The organism is Pseudomonas sp. CAN1 (genome assembly GCF_030462585.1).
Classification (GTDB): domain Bacteria; phylum Pseudomonadota; class Gammaproteobacteria; order Pseudomonadales; family Pseudomonadaceae; genus Pseudomonas.
In genome coordinates, this window is sequence record NZ_JASMRU010000010.1 from 106557 (window position 1) to 129660 (window position 23104).

Below are 23104 nucleotides of genomic sequence, written 5' to 3' on the forward strand. Positions count from 1 at the left end.
GCGTCCCCCCTTTACTCCAGACAAGGCCCCGCCAGCGCAGTCGGCGGGCGCACAGACATGAAGCACGTTACCCAACTCACTCCCCGCGGCGCCCTGATCGGCCTGCACATCGGCGCCTTGATGTTCGGGCTGTCCGGCATCTTCGGCAAACTCATCCTCGCCGGCCCGCTGATCATCGTCTTCGGCCGCGCGCTGTTCGGCTCGCTGTCGCTGGCGGCGGTGTTCGCCGGGCACTTGCGGCAGCAGAAACGTCCCACGCTGAAACAGGCAGCCATGCTGCTGGGCGGCGGCGTGCTGCTGTGCACGCACTGGCTGACTTTCTTCCTCGCGGTGAAGGTGGGCAACGTCGCGGTGGCCACCCTCGGATTTGCCAGCTTCCCGGCCTTCACCGTGCTGCTGGAGGGCCTGCTGTTCCGCGAGCGCATCCGCAAGGGCGAGTACCTGGTGGTGGCGCTGGTGTGCATCGGCCTGGTGATGGTCACGCCGACCCTCGACCTGCGCGACGGCGCCACCGCCGGCCTGCTCTGGGGCACCCTCTCCGGCCTGCTGTTCGCCCTGCTGTCGCTGGCCAACCGGGTGAGCGTGCGCGGCATCGACCCGATCCAGGCGGCGCTGTGCCAGAACCTGACGATCATCGCCTGCCTGCTGCCGCTGGTGCTGCTCGACCTGCCCTCGGTGCGCAGCATGGACTGGCTCTGGCTGGTCGCCCTGGGCGTGCTCTGTACCGGCGTCGCCCACAGCCTGTTCGTCGCCAGCCTGCGGCTGATCAAGGCACGCACGGCGGCGGTGATCTTCGCCCTGGAGCCGGTCTACGGCATCGCCTTCGCCAGCGTACTGTTCGGCGAGGAGCCGAGCCTGCGAATGCTGGCGGGTGGCGTGCTGATCATCTTTGCGACCTTCCTCAGCGCCCGCGGCTCGCACTGATCTCACACACTGGCTTTTCTGTAGGAGCGAGCTTGCTCGCGAACCGCTTGGCGCCGGAGCAGGATCTGTTCGCGAGCAAGCTCGCTCCTACAAAAGGCGGGATCGGTGCATCAGGCAAAAAGAAGGCCGCCCCGCAGCGCGCGAAACTCGAACCTTGCCCCGGGGAGGGAATGCCAAGGATTCATCGCACGACAGCCTGCGAGGCGGCCTGTTCGGTGGAGCGCCTGTGGACAAGGCGCCGGGAAATCAGTTGATGCTGTAGCCGCGCCCGTTCAGGCAGGCGCCCAGCGCGCGGCGATAGGTGTCGGATTGGCCCGCCGGTGGCGCCTGGGTGGCGGCGGCCGGATCAAAGCCGCTCTGGCCGACGGCCCAGGTGTGGCACTCGTAGCGGTCGCGGCTCTGCTGCTCCGGCGACTGGCCGCTGGCGGGATAGGCGATCACTTCATAGCTGGTGGTCGGCGCAGCCTGCACGGCCGGCGGCGCTGCCACCGCGACGTACTGGCTGCGGTCGGCATTCCACAGGTAATAGGTCCCGGCGGCGACGAAGTAGAGCATGCTGCCGATCCACACTTCCCGCGCGTAATCCGGCAGGCCATAACCATGGCCTGGCCCCCAGCCGTGATACGGGCCAGGGCCAGGGCCCGGCCCCGGTCCGCCTGGGCCACCGGGCCCGCCGTGGGGTCCCGCGACGGCAGCAGCCGACAGGCTCAGCGCCAGCAGCGTGGCAACGGATTGGCGCGCGATGCGCGAGGACAACTTCATTACACCTCCAGTCACGGGCGATCCACCGCCCGCCGTTCCTGGTGGCGATTGTCTCGCGGCCGCCCCCTGCGCAGTGTCAGCACTGGGTAAAGACTGGGTAAAAAGCCCGATACACGCGGTATCAGTCCTGTTGCAGCAACCACCGGCAGTAGCGCTCCACGCCCTCCTCCACGCCCATCATCGGCGCGCGGTAACCCGCCTCGCGAAGGAAGGCGATGTCGGCGCAGGTGTAGCACTGGTACTTGCCACGCAGTTCTTCGGGGAACTCGGCGTACTCCAGCAACCCCGCGCGGATCGCCGCGTCCAGGGTCAGCGGCTGCAGGTCCTGCTGCGCGCGCAGGCTGTTGATCACCGCCAGCGCGACATCGTTGAACGGCTGTGCGCGGCCGCTGCCGAGGTTGAAGATGCCGCTGTGCTGGGGATTGTCGAGGAAGTGCAGGTTGACCTTCGCCACGTCCTCCACCGAGACGAAGTCGCGCAGGTGGCCGCCGGCCGGGTAGTCGCCGTACTCGCCGAACAGTCGCACCTTGCCGCTCTCGCGGAACTGGTTGAAGCAGTGGAAGGCCACCGAGGCCATGCGCCCCTTGTGCTGCTCACGCGGGCCGTAGACGTTGAAGTAGCGGAAGCCGGCCACCTGGGTGCGCGCCGTGGGCAGTACCTTGCGCACGCGCTGGTCGAAGAGGAATTTCGAATAGCCGTAGACGTTCAGCGGCTTTTCGCAGGAGCGCATCTCGCGGAACTCCTGGCCACCGCCATAGACCGCCGCCGACGAGGCGTAGAGGAACGGCACGCCCAGCGAAAGGCTGGCGTCCAGCAGCTCGCAGCTGTAGCGGTAGTTGTTGTCCATCATGTAGCGCCCGTCGCGCTCCATGGTGCTGGAACAGGCGCCCTGGTGCAGCAGCGCGCGCACCACGCCGAAGTCGCCGCGGGCGTAGCGCGAGATGAAGTCGCGCTTGTCGAGGTAGTCGCTGATGTCGCAGTCGGCGAGGTTGGCGAACTTGTCGCCCTCGGTCAGATCGTCGACCGCGATGATGTCGGTCTCGCCGCGCTGGTTCAGCGCCTTGACGAGGTTGCTGCCGATGAAGCCGGCAGCGCCTGTGACGATGATGCTCATGGCGGGCATCCTTTGCGGAGAATGGATGCCACCAGACTAAAAGCGAGACGCAAGTCTGCCGTTGATATGAAGCAAACAAGTTAGCCAGCTATCGAATTAACCTGCCGGGCGGTACAGCTCGGATTCAGGGGCGGTCGTTGTGGCCCAGGTCGCGCTGCGGGTTGATGCGGTCGCGGACCCGCTGCTTGAGCACCTTGGCCTCGGGGAAACCGCCATCGGCCTTGCGTTCCCAGATCTGCTCGCCATCGCAGGTGATCTGGAAGATGCCGCCGGTCCCCGGCACCAGGCTGACCTTGCCCAGATCGTCGCCGAAGGTGCTGAGCAGCTCCTGGGCCAGCCAGGCGGCGCGCAGCAGCCACTGGCACTGGGTGCAATAGGTGATGACGATTTCGGCTTTGGCTTCGGACATGAATCAGACTCTGCTGTAGGACGCGCACCTATAATACCGCCCTGAAACGCCCTACCGGACACCTCTCTCCATGCGTCGACTGCTGTTCGCCCTCCTCCTGCTCCTTCCCCTCGGCACCCTCGCGGCGAACACCCCGCCGAAGATCGGCCTGGTCCTCTCCGGCGGCGCGGCGCGCGGACTGGCGCACATCGGCGTGCTCAAGGCGCTGGACGAACAGGGCATCCATGTCGACGCCATTGCCGGCACCAGCATGGGTGCGGTGATCGGCGGCCTCTATGCCGCGGGCTACACGCCCAAGGAGCTGGAGGAACTGGCTGTGGGCCTGGACTGGAAACAGGCGCTGTCCGACTCGCCGCCACGGGTCGACGTGCCGTTCCGCCGCAAGCAGGACGACCGCGACTTTCTGGTGAAGCAGAAGCTCAGCTTCCGTGACGACGGCACCCTCGGCCTGCCGCTGGGGGCGATCCAGGGGCAGAACCTGTCGATGCTGCTGGAAAGCCTGCTGGTGCACACCAGCGACACACGCAACTTCGACCAACTGGCGATCCCCTTCCGCGCGGTGGCCACCGACATCGCCACCGGCGAGAAAGTGGTGTTCAGCAAGGGCCACCTGCCCCAGGCGATCCGCGCCAGCATGTCGATCCCGGCGGTGTTCGCACCGGTGGAAGTGGACGGCAAGCTGCTGGTGGACGGCGGCATGGTCGACAACATCCCGGTGGACGTCGCCCGCAAGATGGGCGTCGACGTGGTCATCGTGGTCGACATCGGCAACCCGCTGGCCGACCGCAAGCAACTGACCACCGTGGTCGACATGCTCAACCAGTCCGTCACCCTGATGACCCGCAAGAATTCCGAGGCGCAGCTGGCCACCCTGAAGTCCAGCGACATCCTCGTGCAGCCGCCGCTCAGCGGCTACAGCTCCACCGACTTCGGCCGCGTGCCGCAGCTGATCGACGCCGGCTACCGCGCCGCCAGCATCCTCGCCCCGCGCCTGGCCGCCCTGCGCAAGCCGGCCGACGCCCAGGCCGTGGCCTTGAACGAGGCGCGCGCGCCGGGCGAGCGCCAGCCGGTGATCGACCGCATCCAGATCGAAAACAACTCCAAGGTCAGCGACGACGTCATCCTCCACTACATCCGCCAGCCGCTCGGCCAGCACCTGGACCTGGAACGCCTGCAGAGCGACATGAGCACCCTCTACGGCCTGGACTACTTCGACCAGGTGCAGTACCGCGTGGTGCATAACAAGGCCGGCGCGGACGGCAAGTCCGACAACGTGCTGGTCATCCATGCCTATGGCAAGCGTGGCGGCACCGACTACCTGCGCCTGGGCCTGAGCCTCTCCGACGACCTGCGCGGCGACAGCACCTTCAACGTCGGCGGCAGCTACCGCATGAACGGCATCAACCGCCTCGGCGCGGAATGGCTGACCCGCGCGCAGATCGGCGACCAGCAGGAAATCTACAGCGAGTTCTACCAACCGCTGGACGTCGGCTCGCGCTACTTCGTCGCGCCCTTCGTATTCAACGAGGCGCGCAACGTCGAGGCCACCGACAACGACGACCCGATCGCCGAGTACCGCCTGGAGCGCTACGGCTACGGCCTCAACCTCGGCCGGCAGATCGCCAACAACGGCGAGATCCGCCTCGGCGTCGCCCAGGCCTTCGGCAAGGCCGACGTGCGCGTCGGCGAGCAGGACCTGCCGGACTTCCACTTCAACGAGGGCTACGCCGAGCTGAAGTACTCCTTCGACACCATGGACAACGTCGACTTCCCCCGCGAAGGCGAGAACATCCAGACCTCGTTCCGCGAGCACACCCCGTCCCTGGGCGACGACGACCGCTACCGCCAGTGGGACTTCCGCCTGGACAAGGCGCTCAGCAGCGGGCCGAACACCTGGGTGCTGGGCGGCGGCTACGGGCGCACCATCGATGACGCCGAGGTGGTGGTGTCGAGCTTCCTGCTCGGCGGCGCGCGGCAGCTCTCGGGCTTCCGCCAGGACGCCATCGCCGGGCAGAACTACAGCTTGGGCCGGGTCATCTACTACCGGCGCATGACCGAGCGTTCGTTCCTGCCGCTGGACTTCCCCTTCTACCTGGGCGGCAGCCTGGAGCGCGGGCGGGTGTGGAACAACGACAACAGCTACGACACCGGCTACATCAACGCCGGCAGCATCCTGATGGGCTTCGAGACGCCGCTGGGGCCGCTGTCCTTCAGCTACGGCCTGAACGACGCGGACGAGCACGCGATGTACATCAACCTGGGGCGCAACTTCTGACGCCTCGCGCAGAAGCCGGACCAAACCTGTAGGAGCGAGCTTGCTCGCGAACGGCGTTTTCCGGCGGGTCTGCAGCTGGGCGGTTCGCGAGCAAGCTCGCTCCTACAACCAGGCCATGCTGCCGTGCGCTTTCGTAGGAGCGGACTCTGTCCGCGATGGTCTCCGGCGCGACCCGGGCCTATCGCGAACGGAGTCCGCTCCTACGCACCTACAGACTCCGGCGTGCTCCTGTAGGAGCGGACCTTTTCCGCGAATGGCGGGCAAAGCCCGCCCCTGCCATTTCCTGCGCCCAAGAAAAAGCCCGGCAAGTGCCGGGCTTTTTCATTCACGCCGCCGTTCAGGCAATCAGCGCCAACAGCTCGCGTGCCTCGGCCTTGGCCTTGGAATCGCCGCTGGCGATCACCTGCTTGAGGATGCCGTAGGCCTCCTCCAGGTTGCCCTTGTCGATGCACTCGCGGGCGCGGTCGAGGCTGGCCWGCAGCTCGTCGTGCTCGTGGTCGCCGTCCTCGGGCAGGTCGAAGCTCAGGTCGGTATCCAGGCCCTGGGCGTTGCTGCCCTGGCCGAACATGTCACCGTGCTCTCCGAGGTCCAGCTCGGTGATTTCCGGCAGCTCGTGCAGATTGCTGCGGAAGTCAGCCGGTACGCTTTGTTCGGCTTTCGCCGCGGCCTTGCCCTGCTTGGGCGACTCGAAGGGGTTGTCGAGCTTGTCCCAGTCCAGGTCCAGCGACAGGTCGCTGAGGTTCATGGCGAAGTCCGGCTGTTCGTCGGCTGCCTGGGGCTGCGCGGCCGGCGCCGGTTCGGCCACCTCGCCCAGTTCCAGGTCATCCCAGTCGGTGAGGGTCTCGCCAGTGGGAGCCTGCGGAAGGTCATCGGTACGGACCTGCATGGCCGGGTAACGCGACTTGAGCTGATCGATCTGCTTCTGCTCGCCACCGATGGCCAGCAAGCCACGCTCCTGCTCCTGGAAGCCGGTCACGTCGCCCAGCTCGGCCAGCACCAGCAGCAGCTTCATGCGCAGCTCGCGACGGTTCGGCTCGGCATTCACCGCCTTGCGCAGCATATCGCGGGCCTGGTTGAAGCGGCCGTAGGCGATGTAGATATCGGCGCCTTCGAGGCTGTCCGCACTGGCGGCCGGCAGACGGGCGACGCCAGCTTCCGGCGTAGCGACGACCACCGGGTGCGGCACCGGCACCGGGGCGACAACGGCAGCCGCCAGCGGCTTGGCCACCGGCATCGGTCTCATCGGTTCCGGCACGACGGCGGCCTGTACCGGCGGTTTCTCTACCGGCTTCTCGTCGCGCTTGCGGCGAGCGAACAGCAGGCCGACCAGCAGCGCACCGAGCGCGCCGACGCCGAGCCACGGCCAGTAGTTGAAGTCGGATTGCGCGTCGCTGGCGGGGGTCGCCGGCTGGGCGGCGACAGGGGCCGGCTGGCTGGCCGGAGCCGGCGCAGTCGGCGCGACGGCATTGGGAGCAGGCGGCACGGCATTGGTAGGGGCATTCGCCGTCGGAGCATTCGCCGTCGGGGCGCCGCCCGTTTGCGCAGCACCCGCCGGAGCACTGCCCGCCGGAGCGGCATTGCCGGTCGAGGTACCTGCTGTGGCATCGGCGCCACCGCGCTGGCCCAGCTCGGCCTGCAGCGATTGCACTTGCTGGTCGCGGCTTTCCAGTGCCTGCTGCAGGGATTCGAGCTGCTTCTGCATGGCGTCCATGCGCTGGTTCAACTGATCGCGCTGGGCGTTGGCCAGCAGCAGATCGGCTTCGACCTTGGCCAGGTCGCCATTGCCCGCGGCAGCACCAGCGGTGGCCGTGGACGGCGCACCAGCGGCGTTGCCGGCCGGGGCCGGAGCGCTGGGAGCAGTGCCCGCAGCCTGGGAGCCACCCGTCGATTGCGGCATTTCGGGGGGCGGAGCGCTGACGGCTGGCTGCGACGCAGGCGCAGCATTGCCGGCACCGGCGTACTGCTGGCCCTGGGGCAATACCAATGTCTGGCCGACCTTCATGCGGTGCGGGTCACCGTTGACGAAGGCCTGCGGATTGAGCGCGACGATGCTGTCCATCAGTTGGCTGCGCGAGGCGCCGCTGCCGCTGAGGTTGGAAGTGATCTTCCACAGGGTGTCGTTGCGTACGGTGGTGTAGCGGCCATCGCCTGCCGGCAGTGGCGGCTGTGCAGGCGCGCTGCGAACCGGCGCCGCACGGTAGGAGGAGGAGCGCGCGGGTGCGCCCTCGGCCATTCCCACGCTGGCGGCCATGCTGCGGTTGGCGCTGTACTCCGGCGGATCGAGCAGCACGGTGTACTCGCGCAGCAGGCGGCCGTTGGGGCGCTCCACCGCAAGCAGGAAATTCAGGTAGGGCTCATGCACCGGCTGGGTCGAGACCACCTTGATGTAGCCGCGGCCGTTGCGGATCACCGGAGTGAAACGCAGGCTCTGCAGGAACACGAAGCGGTCGACGCCGGCATTCTCGAAATCAGCCGGGCTCGCCAGCTTGGCGATCAGCTCGTCCGAAGTCATGTCGCCGGTCTGCAGCAAGGCGATTTCCGCATCCAGGGGCTGGTTCAGTCCCGAATGCAGGGTGATGTCGCCCAGGCCGAGGGCGTTCGCATGAGCGGAAATGAAAACCGAAAGCGCGGCTAGCGTCAGAGGAATTCTATTTATTCGAGCCATAACCCCATCCCGTTGTCCTGGGTCTGCACGCCATTCCCTGACTACTCGAAAGCAGCAGGCTGAGCCTGTCCACACACTGAAGCCATGCCGGACTGCAGACCGTCACGCACTACCCACTGTACCTTGCAGGGTACAGGCCGTCTGATATCACGGATTAGGTGGTACGGGCAGTTTGGTCAAGATAAATCGTCGAAAAACCGGCGAATGGTTCGGGGTTGGATAGCGAATGGCCAGCGGCCCCACCGGGAACCGCCAGAAAAATGGCTACTTTACCCGAATAACGTGACGAGTTGCTCAGTTTCGCTCAAGGTTGCCGAGAATCCGGCTGAGGGTTTTCTGGCACAGAGCGATTTCCTCTTCGCTGATACCGGCCAGCACTTCGTTGCGCACCGCCGCGGCGATGTTCTCGATATCGGAGATCAGCACGTCAGCCTTGGGCGTCAGGGCAATGCGCTTGGCGCGGCGGTCTTCGGCGACGGCCTGGCGACGGACCAGGCCCTGGGCTTCGAGGCCATCGAGCAGGCGGGCCAGGGTCGGGCCTTCGACGCCGACCGATTGCGCCAGCTCGCGCTGGGTGGGGGCGGCTGAATGCCGCGCGAGGTGCAGCAGCACCAGCCAGCGGGCCTGGGACAGGCCGAGGTGGCTGAGACGGCGGTCGAGTTCGGCTCGCCAAGCACGCGAAGCCTGGGCCAGTTGGGTACCGAAATAGTGCTTATCGTTATCTGACATTGTGCTGCGTTACGGTAGGAAGTTAGTCGGCTAATTGATTTGACTAATTATTAGCCAGCTAATCAAGCCCGTACAATGACAGATTGTCGCAGGGTGTGACGTCGAACCTCACCATTTCGCATATTGGTCTTCGACGAATCCCCACAGATTGTCGATGCGCACCTCGGCCTCCCCGGCCGGTCTCAGCACGCCGCTGAAACGCCCGAATATCTGCTTGAAGTTGCTCGCCAGCACGCCCAGGTTGAGGCGCTCCTGGTGCAGGCCGTGGGCTTCGAAGCGCAGTTCGACCTGGCCGTCGTAGGAGCGGATGGTCCAGGGCTGCAGGGGATTGTCGCGGTCGAATTCGAAGCGCACGGTATCGACCTTCACCAGCCGGCCATCGAGCCAGTAGCAGTTCTCGGTGAAGCTGGTTTCGTTGACCCCGCACGACAGGTTCAGCCCGAGCCGCCGGCCCTGCGCCTCGCCGGACAGGCAGGCCCAGTTCCAGAAGGTCTCGCGGCGCATGTAGCCGGCGGACCAGTCGTGGTGGGCGTAGGCATCCAGCTCGCGCAGGTCGTAGTTGCCCAATGCGCTGCGCACCTCGCCATGACAGTGCACACCGGCCACCTTGCGCGCATAGACCCAGCCGTTCACCGCCGTCGGGGTACACAGGCTCATGGGTTCGAAGGCCGGCTGCTCCTCGCTGAAGCGCGCGTCGATCCGCGTGCCGTCGTCCAGCTCCACCAGCAGGCGCTTCTCCAGCGGCGAGGAACCGTTCTCCAGACGCAGCAGGTTGCGCCCCTGGCGCAGTTCGCAGACGCCGTCGTTGGGCGTCTGCGAGAAGTTCGTGCCCATGCCCAGCGGGCACTTGAACTGGCGCTCGATCATCCGCCCGCTCTCGGGGTGGTAGAGGTAGACGAAGCCAATGGTGAGCAGGCTGACGTTCGCCAGCGCGCAGCCGCCGATCAGCGTCGGGCTGATCAGGCCGAAATACTGGAATTGATGGAAGCTACGCCACTTGCTCAGCGCGCCGAGGCGGCGGCCCATGGGCGAGCGGAAGTCGAAGTCGCGGTAGTTGATGGTCGCCGGGGTGCCGGGAAAGATGCCGTAGTGCGGTTGGCCGTTGGGCTGGATCAGCTGCTGCATGGGCGCGGGCTCGGTGGCAGGATGCGGCGCATGCTAGCACCGGGTCGGCGCACGCCGCAGTCACGCACGGCGCCAGCTCGGGGGACGGAATGGGCCATCAGGCAACGACCTGGTTGCGCCCGAACGCCTTGGCTTCATAAAGCGCACGGTCAGCATGCTCGTAGATGCTGCGCAGCGGGTGACCGGTCTCCGGCCACAGGCAGGAAACGCCGATGGACAGCGTCACCTCCTCCGCTGTCAGCGAGCCCTCATGGGCGATGCCCAGCGCCTGCACCGACTCGCGCACGACCTCGGCACGCTCCTTGGCCTCGCGCTCGCTGGCGCCGTAGAGCAGCACGGCGAACTCCTCGCCGCCGAGACGCACGGCCATGTCCAGCGGGCGCCTGGCGCTGGCCGCCAATACCTCGCCGATGCGCTGCAGCACGCCGTCGCCGGCCTGGTGCCCGTAGCGATCGTTGTACGCCTTGAAGTGGTCGACGTCGCAGAGCAGCAGCGCCAGCCCCACGCTCTCGCGCTGGGCCTGGCGCCACAGGCGCTCCAGCTGACGGTTGAAGCTGCGGCGGTTGTGCAGGCCGGTCAGGGCGTCGTGCTCGGCCATGACCTTCAGCAGGCGGCTGATGAGGAAGTGCTGGCGCGACTTGTAGTCCAGCAGGTAGCAGCCCACCGCGCCGACCAGGTTCCCGAATAGCAGGAACACCACGTTGCTGATCAGCTTGGGCAATGGCAGCCCGGCATACAGCTCGAAGCCGACATAGGCCAGCAGGATCACCGAGGCGCTGCCCACCGCCTCGGCGAAGCGCAGGCCGATCAGGAAATACGCGGCCATGCTGACCAGCAACAGGCCCTCGTAGGGGTAGCTCTGGTCCACGGTGTGGGCGATGCCCGCCGCCACCGCCGCCCCGATGCCGACGCTGAGGATGCAGGCCAGGCTCAGCGGCACCAGCAGGTGGGTGTGACGGCGCTGCAGGATCAGCCCGCCGCAGACGCCCAGCAGCACCAGCACGCCGATGCGCACGGCGAGCATATCCCAGTGTTCCGCAGTTCGGATGAGGAGGAAGTCGATGGCCGCCAGCGCCAGCCAGATCAGCACGCCGATGGTCAGCGCGGTGCGCTTGAGATCGAAGCTGTCTTCCAGCAGGTAATGGCGGTACTGGGTCTCGAGGTCAGGCTCGAAACGCAGGCGGCGAAAGCCCCGGGAGAGCTGTTCGGCATAGGCATTGGAACGGACGTCGTCCAGCCAGCTTTGTTGTTGTGGCACGCTCACCTCTTCTCGTGGAGGTCTAAGTGCCACCATAGCCTTTCGGGACGTGCGTCACAAGTTTGTCGTTTTGCCCCGTCACGAAAATGACGGGGTTGCGCGATCACCAGCGACCGTCCCGTGAATTGCGATAGCGGTCGTGGCCGTAGTTCGAGTCGCCGCAATAGCGACGGTCGCTGTGCCCGTGATGCTTGCGGCAGTCGCGGTCGTCGTCATCATCGTCCTTGGACATGATCACCAGGCCCGCCACCAGCGCGACGGCGGCAACACCGATCAAGGCGTTCTTGCCGCCCTCGGTGAGCCCGCCACCACTGGCGCATCCGCTGAGTTGTCCCACGACCAGCAGCCCTGCCACTACCCGCACCCAGCTCGCCATCTGTCACTCCGCAAGTGATCCGTACTGACTGATAGGACTGGCGGAAAAAGGCGCCGTTGCTGGCACAATGATATTTCATCTGTAACGCCGTATTTCGACGCATTGGAGCAGGACCTGCCATACGCCGATTCTCGCCTTGGCGTAGGAGCGGACTCTGTCCGCGATGGGTGGGCCCGGCTCATGGGCTGTCTGGAACGCACGGCAAATCAATCGCGGACGAAGTCCGCTCCTACGCAGGTGTCAGCCACTGTCGCAGGGCGCATAACCCGGAACGGGTTATCCGTCATGCCCTGCGACATAAGTTGCCCGCCGGTCAGACCTCGAGCTCGGCCTGCAGCGCAGCACGCACGCAATGCAGCACACCTAGCGGCACGCGGCCTTCGAACAGCTCGGCGATGGCGGTCACCGGTGGCAGCTCGCCGTCTTCGTCGAGGAAGGCGTCCTGGATCTCGCCCAGCAGTTCCTCGGGCAGGTCCAGCGCCTGCTCCAGACCCAGCTGCTGCTTGCCGATAGCCTCGGCCAGCAGGCTGTAGACGTTCTTCTCGCTGCAATCGAGTTGGCGGGCGATCTGTGCCGGGGTCATGCCGGCGCGGGCCAGGGTCACCAGTTCGTGGCTGAGATCGGCCACCGGCGCCGGGGTGGCGGGTGCCGCCTCGGATTCGACCAGCACGTCGAGGAAGGCCTGGCCGTAGCGCTCCAGCTTGCGCGCGCCGACGCCGCTGACCTGGGCCATGTCCGACAGCGAGCGCGGCTGGCTGCGCAGCATTTCCAGCAGGGTCGCATCGGGGAAGATGACGTAGGGCGGCACGGAATGTTCCTGCGCCAGCTTGCGCCGCAGGGTGCGCAGGGCTTCCCACATATCGCGCTCTTCCTGGCGCACCAGCTGGCTGGCCGAACTGGCGCCGCCAGAGGAGCCAGACTTGCTGCGCTGCGGCTTGGGATCGCGGCGCAGGGCCAGCGTTTCCTCGCCGCGCAGCAGCGGGCGGCAGGCCTCGGTCAGGCGCAGGCCGTTGAAACCGTCGACGTCCACGTCGGCGAAGCCACGGGCGACCAACTGGCGGAACAGCGTGCGCCACTCCTCCTCGGCGCGGGACTTGCCGATGCCGAACACCGCCAGGTGCTGGTGCCCGACGCTACGCACTTTTTCGGTGTCCTTGCCCAGCAGTACGTCCACCAGGTGACCGACGCCGTAGCGCTGACCGCTGCGGTAGATGGCCGACAGTGCCTGGCGCGCAGGCTCAGTGGCATCCCAGGTCTCCACGCCGTCGACACAGATGTCGCAGTGGCCGCAGGGGTTGGGCATCACCTCGTCGAAGTAGGCCAGCAGCGCCTGGCGGCGGCAGCGAGTCTCTTCGCACAGTGCCAGCATGGCTTCGAGCTTGTGGCGCTCGACACGCTTGTGGCGCTCGTCACCCTCGGAGTTCTGCATCATCTGCCGCAGCAGCAACACGTCCTGCAGGCCGTAGGCCATCCAGGCGTCGGCGGGCAAGCCGTCACGGCCGGCGCGGCCGGTTTCCTGGTAGTACGCCTCCAGGCTCTTGGGCAGGTCCAGGTGGGCGACGAAGCGCACGTTGGGTTTGTCGATGCCCATGCCGAAGGCGACGGTGGCGACCATGATCAGCCCTTCCTCGTTGAGGAAGCGCTTCTGGTGATAGGCGCGCAGGTCGTTGGCCAGCCCGGCGTGGTACGGCAGCGCCGGGAAGCCTTGATTGGAGAGGAACTCGGCAACCTCCTCGACCTTCTTGCGCGACAGGCAGTAGACGATGCCCGCATCGCCGCGACGTTCGGCGAGGAAGCCCAGCAGCTGCTTGCGCGGCTGCTCCTTGGGCACGATGCGGTAGAAGATGTTCGGCCGGTCGAAACTGGAGAGGAACTGCTCGGCGCCCTGCAGGTGCAGGCGCTGGATCATCTCCTCGCGGGTGCGCATGTCCGCGGTGGCGGTCAGGGCGATGCGCGGCACGTCCGGGAACAGCTCGGCGAGCTGGCCCAGTTGCAGGTATTCGGGACGGAAGTCATGGCCCCACTGCGATACGCAGTGCGCCTCGTCGATGGCGAACAGGCCGATCTGCAGGCGCTGCAGGAAGGCCAGCATGCGCGGCTGCACCAGGCGTTCCGGGGCGAGGTAGAGCAGCTTGATCTCGCCGCGCTGCAGGCGATCGGCGATATCGCGCTGGGCCTCGGGGCTCATCGACGAGTTCAGCGCTGCCACCGGCACGCCCAGCTCGTCCAGCGTGGCGACCTGGTCTTCCATCAGCGCGATCAGCGGCGAGACCACCACCGTCAGGCCGTCGCGCAGCAGCGCCGGGACCTGGAAGCACAGCGACTTGCCGCCGCCGGTGGGCATCAGCACCAGCGCATCGCCGCCGCCGGCCACGCGCTCGATGATCCGCGCCTGATTGCCGCGGAAGGCGTCGTAACCGAAAACGTCTTTGAGGATGCGCAGGGCCTGATCGAGCATGGGGTACTCCGAATGAAGCCGCGCATTATACGCAAGCGATCCCGCTGCGACCGGCACCTTGTCCGGGAAACTGCGGAAAAATCCGTCACATGCATCCGAGCTCTGCGTCAGAGCCCTGCGTCGGCGCGGGCTGCACGGGCATTTCGCTTTTGCCGCAGGCCTGCGGAAAGACTACAATTCGGGACCGATCACCTCCGAGGTAGTACCCGATGTCCTTCGCCGACCAATTGTCCCGCCTGCAAGCCTTTCTCGATGCCGATGACCTGCACGAGGAAGCCTTGGACTACGTGGCGGCACACGGCTACCTGACCGCCCTGGCGATCTGCCCGGAGGAAGTGCCCGAGCGCGAGTGGATCGACGCCCTGTTCGCCGAGCCGCCGCACTACCGCAGCGAGGAAGAGCGCAGCGAGATCGAGGCCACCCTGGTCCAGCTCAAGGCGCACATCATCCGCCAGATGGCCGGTGACGAGGAGCTGGAACTGCCCTGCGAACCCTACCTGGGCGACGAGCCGGACGACTCCGATATCCGCGGCTGGTGCATCGGCTTCATGGAAGGCGTGTTCCTGCGCGAGGCCATCTGGTTCGAACAGGCCGAGGAAGAAGTCAGCGAGCTGCTGCTGCCGATCATGGTCGGTTCCGGCCTGTTCGACGAACAGCCCGAGTTCGACGAGATCGCCAGCGACCGCGGCCTGGTGGACGACATGGTCGCGCAGATCCCCGAGCTGCTGACCAACCTGTTCCTGCTGTGCCAGGCCCCGGAAGAGAAGCCGGCGCTGCTGAAGCCGCGCACTCACTGATCCGCCACCGGAGCTGCGCCACGCGGCTCCGGACTCGCTTCGCGCCAGTCGATGCCACGAGAAATCCGCCAGAGCCGCCACGCCTGGGTTCGCTACCTGCTGCTCGGCGTCGGCTGGCTCAGCGTGGCCCTGGGTGTGATCGGCATCTTCCTGCCGGTCCTGCCCACCACGCCCTTCCTCCTGCTCGCCGCCGCCTGCTTCATGCGCAGCTCCCAGCGCTTCTATGACTGGCTGGTGAACCACCCGAAACTCGGCCCGTGGATTCGCGACTACCTCGACGGCGAAGGCATCCCGCTCAAGGGCAAGGTCTACGCCATCGGTTTGATGTGGTGCAGCATCCTGATTTCCGGCTTCATCGTGCAGCGCCCGTGGGCCTGGGCGTTCATGCTGACCAGTGCGACGCTGGTGACTATCTATCTGATTCGGACGAAGACTCGGCGGTTGGATTAGGCTATTCAGTTAGGCGGCCTGGCACGATTCTTTCCAGACATCCCAAGGATTGGTGGAGGTGCTGACGGCTATGCGCACGCTCAAGGAAATTTTTACCGAGATCGAGTCTGTTCCGGACTACTTCGGTCACCAGATAAGCTCAGTCGACTACCAGAACGGCTGGGGTGATACACCGCTGCATATTGTCAGTTGCTGGGGTGATTGTGAGGCCATAAAAATGCTGGTCGAGGCTGGTGCGGATATCAACAAGCCCGGCGAAACAGGCTTCACTCCTCTGCATTGCGCGGTTGAACAGGATCACCCCCAAGCGGTAGCCCTACTACTCGCACTGGGCGCGAAGGCTTTGCCGGATGCCAACGGACTACTGCCTTCCGACCTGGCAAGGCTGCTGAATCATGATGACGTCCTCAAGCTTCTGAACGCAGGCTGTTGAACTTCAGGCAGGCACAATAGCCCCCGCTATCCCATCTCCCTCAGAACGATTTCCCATCTCCCCTACGGCATCGACGGTAAAGCCAAAGGTGTTGACGCCCCCCTCGCTGCGCACAAACACCGACCCACCATGCATGCTCGCCACCGCCTTGACGATGGACAGCCCCAGCCCGTGGCTGCTCTGGCTGTTGGCGCGGGCGAGGTCGGCGCGGTAGAAGCGCTCGAACAGGCGTGCGCGCTGCTCGGCGGTGATCGGCTCGCCGGGGTTGCTGACCTCCACCAGCGCGGCGCCGCGTTCGCCGCTCAGGCGCACCTCGATGCGGCCGCCCGGCGCGGTGTGCTGGGCGGCGTTGTACAGCAGGTTGGTCACCGCGCGCTGGAACAGCGCGCGCTCGACGCAGGCGCGGGCATCGCCGCGCAGGTTCACCTGCACGTCCTGCTCGTCGAAGATCACGTCGAGGAAGTCCAGGGTCTTGGTCACCTCCGCCGCCAGCGAGGTTTCCACCCGCTCGGCGGCCAGCCCGCCCTGGTCGACGCGGGCGAGGAACAGCATGTCGTTGACGATGGCGCGCAGGCGCTCCAGTTCTTCCAGGTTGGATTGCAGGACTTCTTCGTAATCCTGCGCGCTGCGCTCGCGGGACAACGCCACCTGGCTCTGCCCAATCAGGTTGGCCAGCGGCGTGCGCAACTCGTGGGCGACGTCGGCGTTGAACGACTCCAGGCGCAGGTAGGCCTGCTCCAGCCGGCCCAGCGCTTCATTGAAGGCGCCGGCGAGCGCCGACAATTCCGCCGGCAGGCCCTCCAGACGCAGGCGCTGTGACAGCTGTTTCGGGCTGATCTGCCGCGCCTCGGCGGACAGCGCATGCAGCGGCCGCAAGCCGACCCGGGCGATCCAGTGCCCGCATAGAGTCGCCAGGGCGATGCCCAGCGCGGAGAGCACGAACAACGTGATCAGCGTGGCGTGGCGGGCATGCTGGAAGGCCACGCTGTCGATTGCCGCCAGCAGCACCAGCGCCGGGCGTCCGCCGCTGGCCGGCAACACGCCGACGCGGGCGCTGAGCGGGGAATCGTGCCCCGGCAGCTCCAGCTCCGCATAGCCATTGCCGCTGCGCAGCATGCGCTGCACCGCCTCGCTGGGCTGGCCGTAGCGGAAGCGCGTGTCGTCGCTGTCGATCCAGAAGCGGATCAGTTCGTACTCCTGGCTCAGGGTGTTGAGCTTGAGCTGCATGTGCGGCCAGCGCTCGGCCAGGTCGGACTTGTCGAGCATGCGCGCGACCATGTTGAAGCGGGTGTCCAGCTCCGAGCGCTGCAGGCGTTCGATCTGCCCGTCGAGCACGCAGTAGATGGCCGAACCGATGAGCAGGAAGATACCCAGCGCGGCGGCGGCGAACATGCCCGCCAGGCGCGTGGACAGCGACAGCCCCCTCACGCCTCGCGCTCCTGGGCGGCGCGGCTTTCCAGCACGTAGCCCATGCCGCGGATGGTATGCAGCAGCTTGGTGTCGAAAGGCCCGTCGAGCTTGGCGCGCAGGCGCTTGATGGCGACCTCGACGACGTTGGTGTCGGTGTCGAAATTGATGTCCCAGACCAGCTCGGCGATGGCCGTCTTGGAAAGGATTTCGCCACTGCGCTGGGCCAGCACGCAGAGCAGCGAGTATTCCTTGGCAGTCAGTTCCAGGCGCGTGCCGCCGCGCTGCACGCGGCGGCTTACCAGGTCGATGGCGAGGTCGGCGATGCGCATCTGCGTCGCGCTTTCCAGGTGCGCGCCACGGCGGGTCAGGGCCTGCAGGCGCGCCACCAGTTCGAGGAAGGAGAACGGCTTGATCAGGTAGTCGTCGGCGCCTTCGCGCAGCCCGCGCACGCGGTCTTCCACACGCTCGCGGGCGGTGAGCATGATCACCGGCGTCTGCCGCTGTTCGCGCAGGGCGCGCAGCACCCCGTAGCCGTCGATGCCGGGGAGCATCACGTCAAGGACGATGACGTCGTATTCGCCGTTGAGCGCCAGGTGCCGGCCGTCGATGCCGTTGCTCGCCACGTCCACGGTGAAGCCCTGCTCGCTCAGACCGCGCTGCAGGTAGTCGGCGGTCTTGCTCTCGTCTTCGACAATCAGTACGCGCATGCCAGCCCTCCATTCGCGACGCTCGCAGTCCGGCATGCTACCCAGCCGCTTCTCATACCGCACCTCCCACGGCGGCCGGAGCCAGTTGCTGGCGATGGAACAGCCGGTCCAGCGCCAGGTACACCACCGGTGTGCTGAACAGCGTCAGTGCCTGGCTGAACACCAGCCCGCCGACCACCGCCACGCCCAGCGGCTGGCGCAGCTCCGAGCCGGTGCCGAAGCCGATCATCAGCGGGATCGCCCCGAGCAAAGCAGCCAGCGTGGTCATCATGATCGGCCGGAAGCGCGCCAGGCACGCCTCGCGGATCGCGTCATAGGGCGACAACCCGCGCTGGCGTTGCGCGGCCAGGGCGAAGTCGACCATCAGGATGCCGTTCTTCTTGACGATGCCGATCAGCAGCACCAAACCGATCAGCGCCATCACCGAGAACTCCAGGCCCCAGCCCCAGAGCAGGAACACCGCGCCGATGCCCGCCGAGGGCAGCGTGGAAAGGATAGTCAGCGGGTGCACGAAGCTCTCGTAGAGCACGCCGAGGATCACGTAGACCGCGAACAGCGCCGCGAGGATCAGCAGCGGCTGGCTCGCCAGCGAACTCTGGAAGGCCGCCGCGGCACCCTGGAATTCGCCGCGGATGCTCGACGGCATGCCGATCTCCTCCTGCGCGCGCTGCACCAGCCCCACCGCATCGCCCAGGGCCACGCCCGGCGACAGGTTGAAGGACAGCGTCACCGCCGGGAACATGCCGTTGTGGTTGATCTGCAGCGGCCCGGATTTCGCCGGGGCGACCCGCGCCACGGCCGCCAGCGGCACCATCTCACCGGTCAGTGGCGAGCGTAGGTGGAACCACGCCAGGCTTTCGGCGCGGCCGCGCTGGCGCGAATCCAGTTCGAGGATGACCTTGTACTGGTTGACCTCGGTCTGGAATTCGCCGACCTGGCGCTGGCCGAACGCGTCGTAGAGGGTCTGGCTGACGTCCTCGGCGGACAGCCCGAAGCGCGCCGCCGCCACCCGGTCGATTTCCAGCGAAGTGACGCTGGCGCCCATCTGCAGGTCGTTGGACACATCCTGCAGGCCGCCCTCCTCCTTCAGCCGCTGGGTCAGGCGGTCCGCCCACTGCGCCAGCGCCGCGCTGTCGTTGCTGCGCAGGGCGTACTGGTACTGGGTGCGCACCGGCCCGGTGGCGAGGTTGATGTCCTGCGCCGAACGCAGGTAGAGGACGATGCCCGGCACCTTGGCCAGCTGGGGGCGGATGCGGTTGATGAACTCGTCCACCGAGACATCGCGGTCGCCACGGTCCTTGAGCACGATCCAGAAGCGCCCGTTGGCCAGGCTCTGGCTACCGCCAGTGATGCCGATGGCGTGGTTGTAGCTCTGCACCGCCGGGTCGGCGGCGACGATGTCGGCGAGCTGCTTGTGCTTGGCCGCCATGTCGGCATAGGAGATGTCCTCGGCGGCCTGGGTGGTGCCGAAGACGAAGGCGGTGTCCTGGGACGGGAAGAAGCCCTTGGGGATGCCGACGTAGCCGCCCACCGCGATGGCCACGCAGACCACGAAACCGACCAGCACCGTGCGCTGGTGATGCAGCGACCAGTCCAGCCCCCTGGCGTAGCGCGCCAGCAGCCATCCGGCGATGCCTGCGTCATCATGTCCATGCTTCGGCGCGCCCATGAAACGCGAGGCCAGCATCGGCGCAATGGTCAGCGAGGCGACCACCGAAATCAGGATGGCCGCAGTGACGCTGACCGCGAACTCGCGGAACAGCCGTCCGACGATGCCGCCCATGAACAGCAGCGGGATGAACGCGGCAATCAGCGAGAAGCTGATCGACACTACCGTGAAGCTGATTTCCGAGGCGCCGGCCAGCGCCGCCTGCACCCGGTCCTTGCCCTGCTCCAGGTGACGGTGGATGTTCTCCACCACCACGATGGCGTCGTCGACGATGAAGCCCACGGCGATGATCAGCGCCACCAGCGTCAGGTTGTTCAGGGTGAAGCCCAGCAGGTACATGGCCGCAAAGCTGGCGCTGAGCGACACCGCCAGCACCGTGGCGACGATCAGGGTCGCCGACAGCTGGCGCAGGAACAGCCCCATCACCAGCACCACCAGGGCCATGGTCAGCAGCAGGGTCAGCTCCACTTCATGCAGCGAAGCACGGATGGTCCGGGTGCGGTCGTTGAGCACTTCCACCTCGACGCCCGCCGGCAGCATCTCGCGCAGGCGCGGCAGCTCGGCCTGGATGGCATCGGAGGTGTCGACGATGTTCGCGCCGGGCTGCCGCAGGATCACCAGCGCCACGCCGGGGCGGCCGTCCGGCCAGGCCTGCACGTAGTCGTCTTCCGGCGCCTTCACCACCTGCGCCAGGTCGCGCAGGAACACCGGAGCGCCAGCGCGGTAGGCCACCACCAGATCGCCGTACTCGTTGGCGCTGAACAGCTGGTCGTTGGCCGCCAAGGTGGACACGCGGCCGTCGCCAAACAGCGCGCCCTTGGCCTGGTTGATGCTCGCCGACTGCAGCGACTGGCGCAGGTCGGCCAGGGTCAGGCGGTAGGCGGCGAGCTTTTCCGGCTGCGCCTGGATACGGATCGCCGGGCGCTGCTGGCCGACCACGAAGATCTGCCCGACCCCGCCGATCTGGCTGAGCTGGCGCGCCAGCAGCACTTCGGCGAGGTCGCTCAGCTCGATCAGCGGCATCAGCTCGGAGTTCACTCGCAGGATCATGATCGGGCTGTCCGCCGGGTTGATCTTGCGCCAGGTCGGCAGGTTCGGCATGTCCGCCGGCAGGCGTCCGGCAGCGGCGTTGATCGCGGCGGTGACCTCCTGGGCGGCGACGTCGATGTTCTTTTCCAGGTCGAACTGCAGCGTCAGGGTGGTCGAGCCCAGGGCGCTGGTGGAGAGCATCTGGGTGATGCCGGGGATGGCGCTGAACTGCACCTCCAGCGGGGTTGCCACCGACGACGCCATGGTCTCCGGGCTGCCACCGGGCAGCAGCGCCTGCACCTGGATGGTCGGGAAATCCACCTGCGGCAGCGGCGCCACACCGAGGCGGAAGAACGCCAGCAGGCCGAGGAAGAGCGAGGCGATGGTCAGCAGGCAGGTGGCGATGGGGTGCCGCACGCACCAGCCGGACATGCCGGCGCGCACGCTCATGGCGCGCTCCGGCGGGCCAGGGTCTGTACGTCACCCTGTACGTCCACGCGAGCGCCGGGGGTCAGGCGCGAATGGCCGTCGAGCACCACTTCATCGTCCGCCGCCAGACCTTCGACCAGGGTGCGGCCATCCACTTCCTGGACGATGCGCACCGGCACCTTCTTCGCCTTGCCGTCCTCGATGCGGAACACGAAGGCGCCATCCAGGCCACGGCGCACGGCGCGGCTGTCCAGCACCAGGCCGTTGCGCAGCACGCCGGATTGCAGGTCGATGGCCACGAACTGCCCCGGCCAGAGTTGGCCGTCCTGATTGTCGAACACCGCGCGCACGCGGATGGTCCCGGTGCTGCTGGCAACCTGGTTGTCGATGCTGCGCAGGTGGCCTTCACCGAGCAACTGGCCGCCATCGCGGCTGCGCGCGACCACCGGGGAATCGCCCTTCATCAGCGGCTGCAGCTGCGGCAGGCTTTCCTGCGGCAGGGCGAAGACCACCGAGATCGGCGACATCTGCGTCACCGTGAACAGGCCACTGCTGTCATTGGTGCGCAGCAGGTTGCCGACGTCGACGTTACGGATGCCGACGCGGCCGGCGACCGGCGAGGTGATGCGGGTGTAGGACAGGCGCACGCGCTCGGCGTCGATGGTGGCCTGGTTGCCGCGCAGGGTGGCGCGCAGACGGGCGGCCTCGGCGACGGTCTGTTCGAGAATCTGCCGGGAGATCGAGCCGCGCTGGCTCAGGGTCTGGTAGCGCGCCAGGTCCTGCTCGACGATGCGCAGCTGCGCCTGGTTGCTCTGCCGGGTCGCCTCGGCCTGTTCCAGCGCGGCGTTGATGGCGCGGTCATCGATGGTCGCCAGCAGCTCGCCCTGTTTGACCATCTGCCCCTCCTCCACCAGCAGCGCGGTGAGCTGGCCTTCCACCTGCGGGCGCACCAGCACGCTGTGCAGCGAGGTGACGGTGCCGACGCCATCGATGTTCTGCGTCAGGTCCTCGCGGGCCACCCGCGCCAGGGTCACCGGCACACCGGCTGGCTGGGCCGCGGCCTGTGGCGCCTCGTGGCGGCCGGCAAAACCCCAGATGCCCGCTCCCAGCGCCGTCACCCCCAGCAGCCCTGCTGCCAGCCAAACCCGCCGTTGCCCCTGCATCCCGCTCTCCTGCGTCTGGTTCGGCCACAGCGGCCGCATCCTGGGGTTATAAGCCAGCACCCGGGACCGCAGCCTGACCCTTAAATGACAATCCTGTCAGATTCGCCGAAAAGCCCCGTATGACGCGGCTTTGCGCTCCATGGCGATGCGCCAGCGCAAGTTCTCGAAGAGCGCCTAGACTCCACACATCCCACATGGAGCGCTGGCGATGCAGCCACCCCGAGGAGCCCCACGGCTGTTCGCCAGCCCGCTGCGTCTGCGGGCCGGCGTGCTGCTGCTCGCGCTCCTCGCACTGACCGCTGGCGCCGCCTGGAACTTCGACACCATCCTGAAGAACGCCGAGCAGAAATACGGCAACCTCGGCACCGCCAAGACCCGCATCGAATCCTGGGCCCGACTGATCGAAGACAGCGAGAACCTCGACGAGCCCGCCAAGCTCAAGGCGGTCAATGCCTTCTTCAATGGCGCCCTGGTATTCACCGACGACCGCACCGTCTGGCACCAGGAGGACTACTGGGCGACGCCGGTGGAATCCCTCTACAAGGGCGCTGGCGACTGCGAGGACTATTCCATCGCCAAGTTCGTCACCCTGCGCCGCCTCGGCGTTGCCAGCGACAAGCTGCGCATCACCTACGTCAAGGCGCTGCAGCAGAACCAGGCGCACATGGTGCTCACCTACTACGCCACCCCCACTGCCGAGCCGCTGGTGCTGGACAACCTGATCCCGCAGATCAAGCCCGCCTCCCAGCGCAAGGACCTCCTGCCCGTCTACGCCTTCAACGCCGACGGCCTGTGGCTGCCCGGCGCCAATGGCGGCAAGCGCACCGGCGACAGCAAGAAGCTGTCGCGCTGGCAGGACCTGTTGACCAAGATGCGCGCCGAGGGCCTGGACCTCGACGAGACGCGATAGGAGAACCCCGGC

General features: G+C 66.8%; 19 protein-coding genes. 6 read left to right on the plus strand and 13 right to left on the minus strand.

All coding sequences use genetic code 11. The annotated features are described in order from the left end of the window. The first annotated feature begins 57 nt into the window (after window positions 1–57). Window positions 58–924: a DMT family transporter gene (locus QO207_RS15875; protein ID WP_301533323.1), complete on the plus strand. Its 867-nt coding sequence runs from the start codon at window positions 58–60 to the stop codon at window positions 922–924. 246 nt (window positions 925–1170) lie between these two features. On the opposite strand, the gene QO207_RS15880 is transcribed toward QO207_RS15875, so the two are convergent. The 3 genes from QO207_RS15880 to QO207_RS15890 form a co-directional block, all read right to left on the minus strand. After that, window positions 1171–1686 (minus strand): hypothetical protein, encoded by a 516-nt coding sequence (locus QO207_RS15880; RefSeq protein ID WP_301533324.1) that lies wholly within the window; start codon window positions 1684–1686, stop codon window positions 1171–1173. Between the two features lie 121 nt (window positions 1687–1807). After that, a complete protein-coding gene (gene rfaD / locus QO207_RS15885) occupies window positions 1808–2800 on the minus strand; it encodes an ADP-glyceromanno-heptose 6-epimerase (protein WP_301533325.1) in 993 nt (330 codons plus the stop codon). Between the two features lie 124 nt (window positions 2801–2924). Further along, on the minus strand, window positions 2925–3209 hold the full coding sequence (locus QO207_RS15890) for a SelT/SelW/SelH family protein (protein ID WP_301533326.1): 285 nt from the start codon (window positions 3207–3209) through the stop codon (window positions 2925–2927). Between the two features lie 70 nt (window positions 3210–3279). Here QO207_RS15890 and QO207_RS15895 point away from each other — a divergent pair, with 70 nt between their 5' ends. Beyond that, window positions 3280–5484, plus strand: a complete 2205-nt coding sequence (locus QO207_RS15895) for a patatin-like phospholipase family protein (protein WP_301533327.1) — start codon at window positions 3280–3282, stop codon at window positions 5482–5484. A gap of 337 nt (window positions 5485–5821) precedes the next feature. Here QO207_RS15895 and QO207_RS15900 read toward each other — a convergent pair whose 3' ends face one another. From QO207_RS15900 to recQ, 6 genes are all read right to left on the minus strand, one after another. Further along, on the minus strand, window positions 5822–8014 hold the full coding sequence (locus tag QO207_RS15900) for a FimV/HubP family polar landmark protein (RefSeq protein WP_301533328.1): 2193 nt from the start codon (window positions 8012–8014) through the stop codon (window positions 5822–5824). A gap of 429 nt (window positions 8015–8443) precedes the next feature. Further along, on the minus strand, window positions 8444–8878 hold the full coding sequence (gene slyA, locus QO207_RS15905; protein WP_301533329.1) for a transcriptional regulator SlyA: 435 nt from the start codon (window positions 8876–8878) through the stop codon (window positions 8444–8446). Window positions 8879–8986: 108 nt separating this feature from the next. After that, the gene (locus QO207_RS15910) at window positions 8987–10003 is read right to left on the minus strand and encodes a DUF2804 domain-containing protein (protein WP_301533330.1); all 1017 of its coding nucleotides are present in this window, start codon (window positions 10001–10003) and stop codon (window positions 8987–8989) included. Window positions 10004–10100: 97 nt separating this feature from the next. Continuing rightward, the gene (locus QO207_RS15915; RefSeq protein ID WP_301533331.1) at window positions 10101–11297 is read right to left on the minus strand and encodes a diguanylate cyclase; all 1197 of its coding nucleotides are present in this window, start codon (window positions 11295–11297) and stop codon (window positions 10101–10103) included. 67 nt (window positions 11298–11364) lie between these two features. After that, entirely contained in the window at window positions 11365–11598 is a 234-nt protein-coding gene (locus QO207_RS15920) for a hypothetical protein (protein ID WP_301533332.1), read from the minus strand. Between the two features lie 352 nt (window positions 11599–11950). After that, window positions 11951–14095 carry a DNA helicase RecQ gene (gene recQ / locus QO207_RS15925; RefSeq protein WP_301533333.1) on the minus strand — a complete coding sequence of 715 codons (2145 nt, stop codon included), beginning with the start codon at window positions 14093–14095 and terminating at the stop codon, window positions 11951–11953. A 209-nt stretch (window positions 14096–14304) separates the two neighbouring features. Here recQ and QO207_RS15930 point away from each other — a divergent pair, with 209 nt between their 5' ends. The 3 genes from QO207_RS15930 (at window position 14305) to QO207_RS15940 (ending at window position 15775) form a co-directional block, all read left to right on the plus strand. Continuing rightward, a complete protein-coding gene (locus QO207_RS15930; protein WP_301533334.1) occupies window positions 14305–14892 on the plus strand; it encodes a YecA family protein in 588 nt (195 codons plus the stop codon). A 51-nt stretch (window positions 14893–14943) separates the two neighbouring features. After that, the gene (locus tag QO207_RS15935) at window positions 14944–15342 is read left to right on the plus strand and encodes a YbaN family protein (RefSeq protein ID WP_301533335.1); all 399 of its coding nucleotides are present in this window, start codon (window positions 14944–14946) and stop codon (window positions 15340–15342) included. 70 nt (window positions 15343–15412) lie between these two features. Then, window positions 15413–15775 (plus strand): ankyrin repeat domain-containing protein, encoded by a 363-nt coding sequence (locus QO207_RS15940; RefSeq protein WP_301533336.1) that lies wholly within the window; start codon window positions 15413–15415, stop codon window positions 15773–15775. A 3-nt stretch (window positions 15776–15778) separates the two neighbouring features. On the opposite strand, the gene QO207_RS15945 is transcribed toward QO207_RS15940, so the two are convergent. The 4 genes from QO207_RS15945 to QO207_RS15960 are packed head-to-tail and all read right to left on the minus strand — an operon-like array spanning window position 15779 to window position 22182. Then, a complete protein-coding gene (locus tag QO207_RS15945) occupies window positions 15779–17203 on the minus strand; it encodes a heavy metal sensor histidine kinase (RefSeq protein WP_301533337.1) in 1425 nt (474 codons plus the stop codon). Then, the gene (locus tag QO207_RS15950; RefSeq protein ID WP_253444129.1) at window positions 17200–17892 is read right to left on the minus strand and encodes a heavy metal response regulator transcription factor; all 693 of its coding nucleotides are present in this window, start codon (window positions 17890–17892) and stop codon (window positions 17200–17202) included. The genes QO207_RS15945 and QO207_RS15950 overlap by 4 nt, the downstream gene beginning before the upstream one ends. A 52-nt stretch (window positions 17893–17944) precedes the next feature. Continuing rightward, window positions 17945–21040, minus strand: a complete 3096-nt coding sequence (locus QO207_RS15955) for a multidrug efflux RND transporter permease subunit (RefSeq protein ID WP_301533338.1) — start codon at window positions 21038–21040, stop codon at window positions 17945–17947. Next, window positions 21037–22182, minus strand: coding sequence for an efflux RND transporter periplasmic adaptor subunit (locus QO207_RS15960; RefSeq protein WP_301533339.1), 1146 nt, complete (start codon window positions 22180–22182; stop codon window positions 21037–21039). Before QO207_RS15960 ends, QO207_RS15955 begins: the two co-directional genes overlap by 4 nt. Window positions 22183–22390: 208 nt before the next feature. On the opposite strand from QO207_RS15960, the gene lapG reads away from it, so the two are divergent. After that, entirely contained in the window at window positions 22391–23092 is a 702-nt protein-coding gene (lapG, locus tag QO207_RS15965) for a cysteine protease LapG (protein WP_301533340.1), read from the plus strand. Window positions 23093–23104: the final 12 nt, after the last annotated feature.

What these genes read in the sequence shown, in the direction of transcription:
- QO207_RS15875 (WP_301533323.1), top strand. Translation starts at nt 58, where the DNA reads ATGAAGCACGTTACCCAACTCACTCCCCGCGGCGCCCTGATCGGCCTG.
- QO207_RS15880 (WP_301533324.1), bottom strand. Translation starts at nt 1,686, where the DNA reads ATGAAGTTGTCCTCGCGCATCGCGCGCCAATCCGTTGCCACGCTGCTG.
- rfaD (WP_301533325.1), bottom strand. Translation starts at nt 2,800, where the DNA reads ATGAGCATCATCGTCACAGGCGCTGCCGGCTTCATCGGCAGCAACCTC.
- QO207_RS15890 (WP_301533326.1), bottom strand. Translation starts at nt 3,209, where the DNA reads ATGTCCGAAGCCAAAGCCGAAATCGTCATCACCTATTGCACCCAGTGC.
- QO207_RS15895 (WP_301533327.1), top strand. Translation starts at nt 3,280, where the DNA reads ATGCGTCGACTGCTGTTCGCCCTCCTCCTGCTCCTTCCCCTCGGCACC.
- slyA (WP_301533329.1), bottom strand. Translation starts at nt 8,878, where the DNA reads ATGTCAGATAACGATAAGCACTATTTCGGTACCCAACTGGCCCAGGCT.
- QO207_RS15910 (WP_301533330.1), bottom strand. Translation starts at nt 10,003, where the DNA reads ATGCAGCAGCTGATCCAGCCCAACGGCCAACCGCACTACGGCATCTTT.
- QO207_RS15915 (WP_301533331.1), bottom strand. Translation starts at nt 11,297, where the DNA reads ATGGTGGCACTTAGACCTCCACGAGAAGAGGTGAGCGTGCCACAACAA.
- recQ (WP_301533333.1), bottom strand. Translation starts at nt 14,095, where the DNA reads ATGCTCGATCAGGCCCTGCGCATCCTCAAAGACGTTTTCGGTTACGAC.
- QO207_RS15930 (WP_301533334.1), top strand. Translation starts at nt 14,305, where the DNA reads ATGTCCTTCGCCGACCAATTGTCCCGCCTGCAAGCCTTTCTCGATGCC.
- QO207_RS15935 (WP_301533335.1), top strand. Translation starts at nt 14,944, where the DNA reads ATGCCACGAGAAATCCGCCAGAGCCGCCACGCCTGGGTTCGCTACCTG.
- QO207_RS15940 (WP_301533336.1), top strand. Translation starts at nt 15,413, where the DNA reads ATGCGCACGCTCAAGGAAATTTTTACCGAGATCGAGTCTGTTCCGGAC.
- QO207_RS15950 (WP_253444129.1), bottom strand. Translation starts at nt 17,892, where the DNA reads ATGCGCGTACTGATTGTCGAAGACGAGAGCAAGACCGCCGACTACCTG.
- QO207_RS15955 (WP_301533338.1), bottom strand. Translation starts at nt 21,040, where the DNA reads ATGAGCGTGCGCGCCGGCATGTCCGGCTGGTGCGTGCGGCACCCCATC.
- QO207_RS15960 (WP_301533339.1), bottom strand. Translation starts at nt 22,182, where the DNA reads ATGCAGGGGCAACGGCGGGTTTGGCTGGCAGCAGGGCTGCTGGGGGTG.
- lapG (WP_301533340.1), top strand. Translation starts at nt 22,391, where the DNA reads ATGCAGCCACCCCGAGGAGCCCCACGGCTGTTCGCCAGCCCGCTGCGT.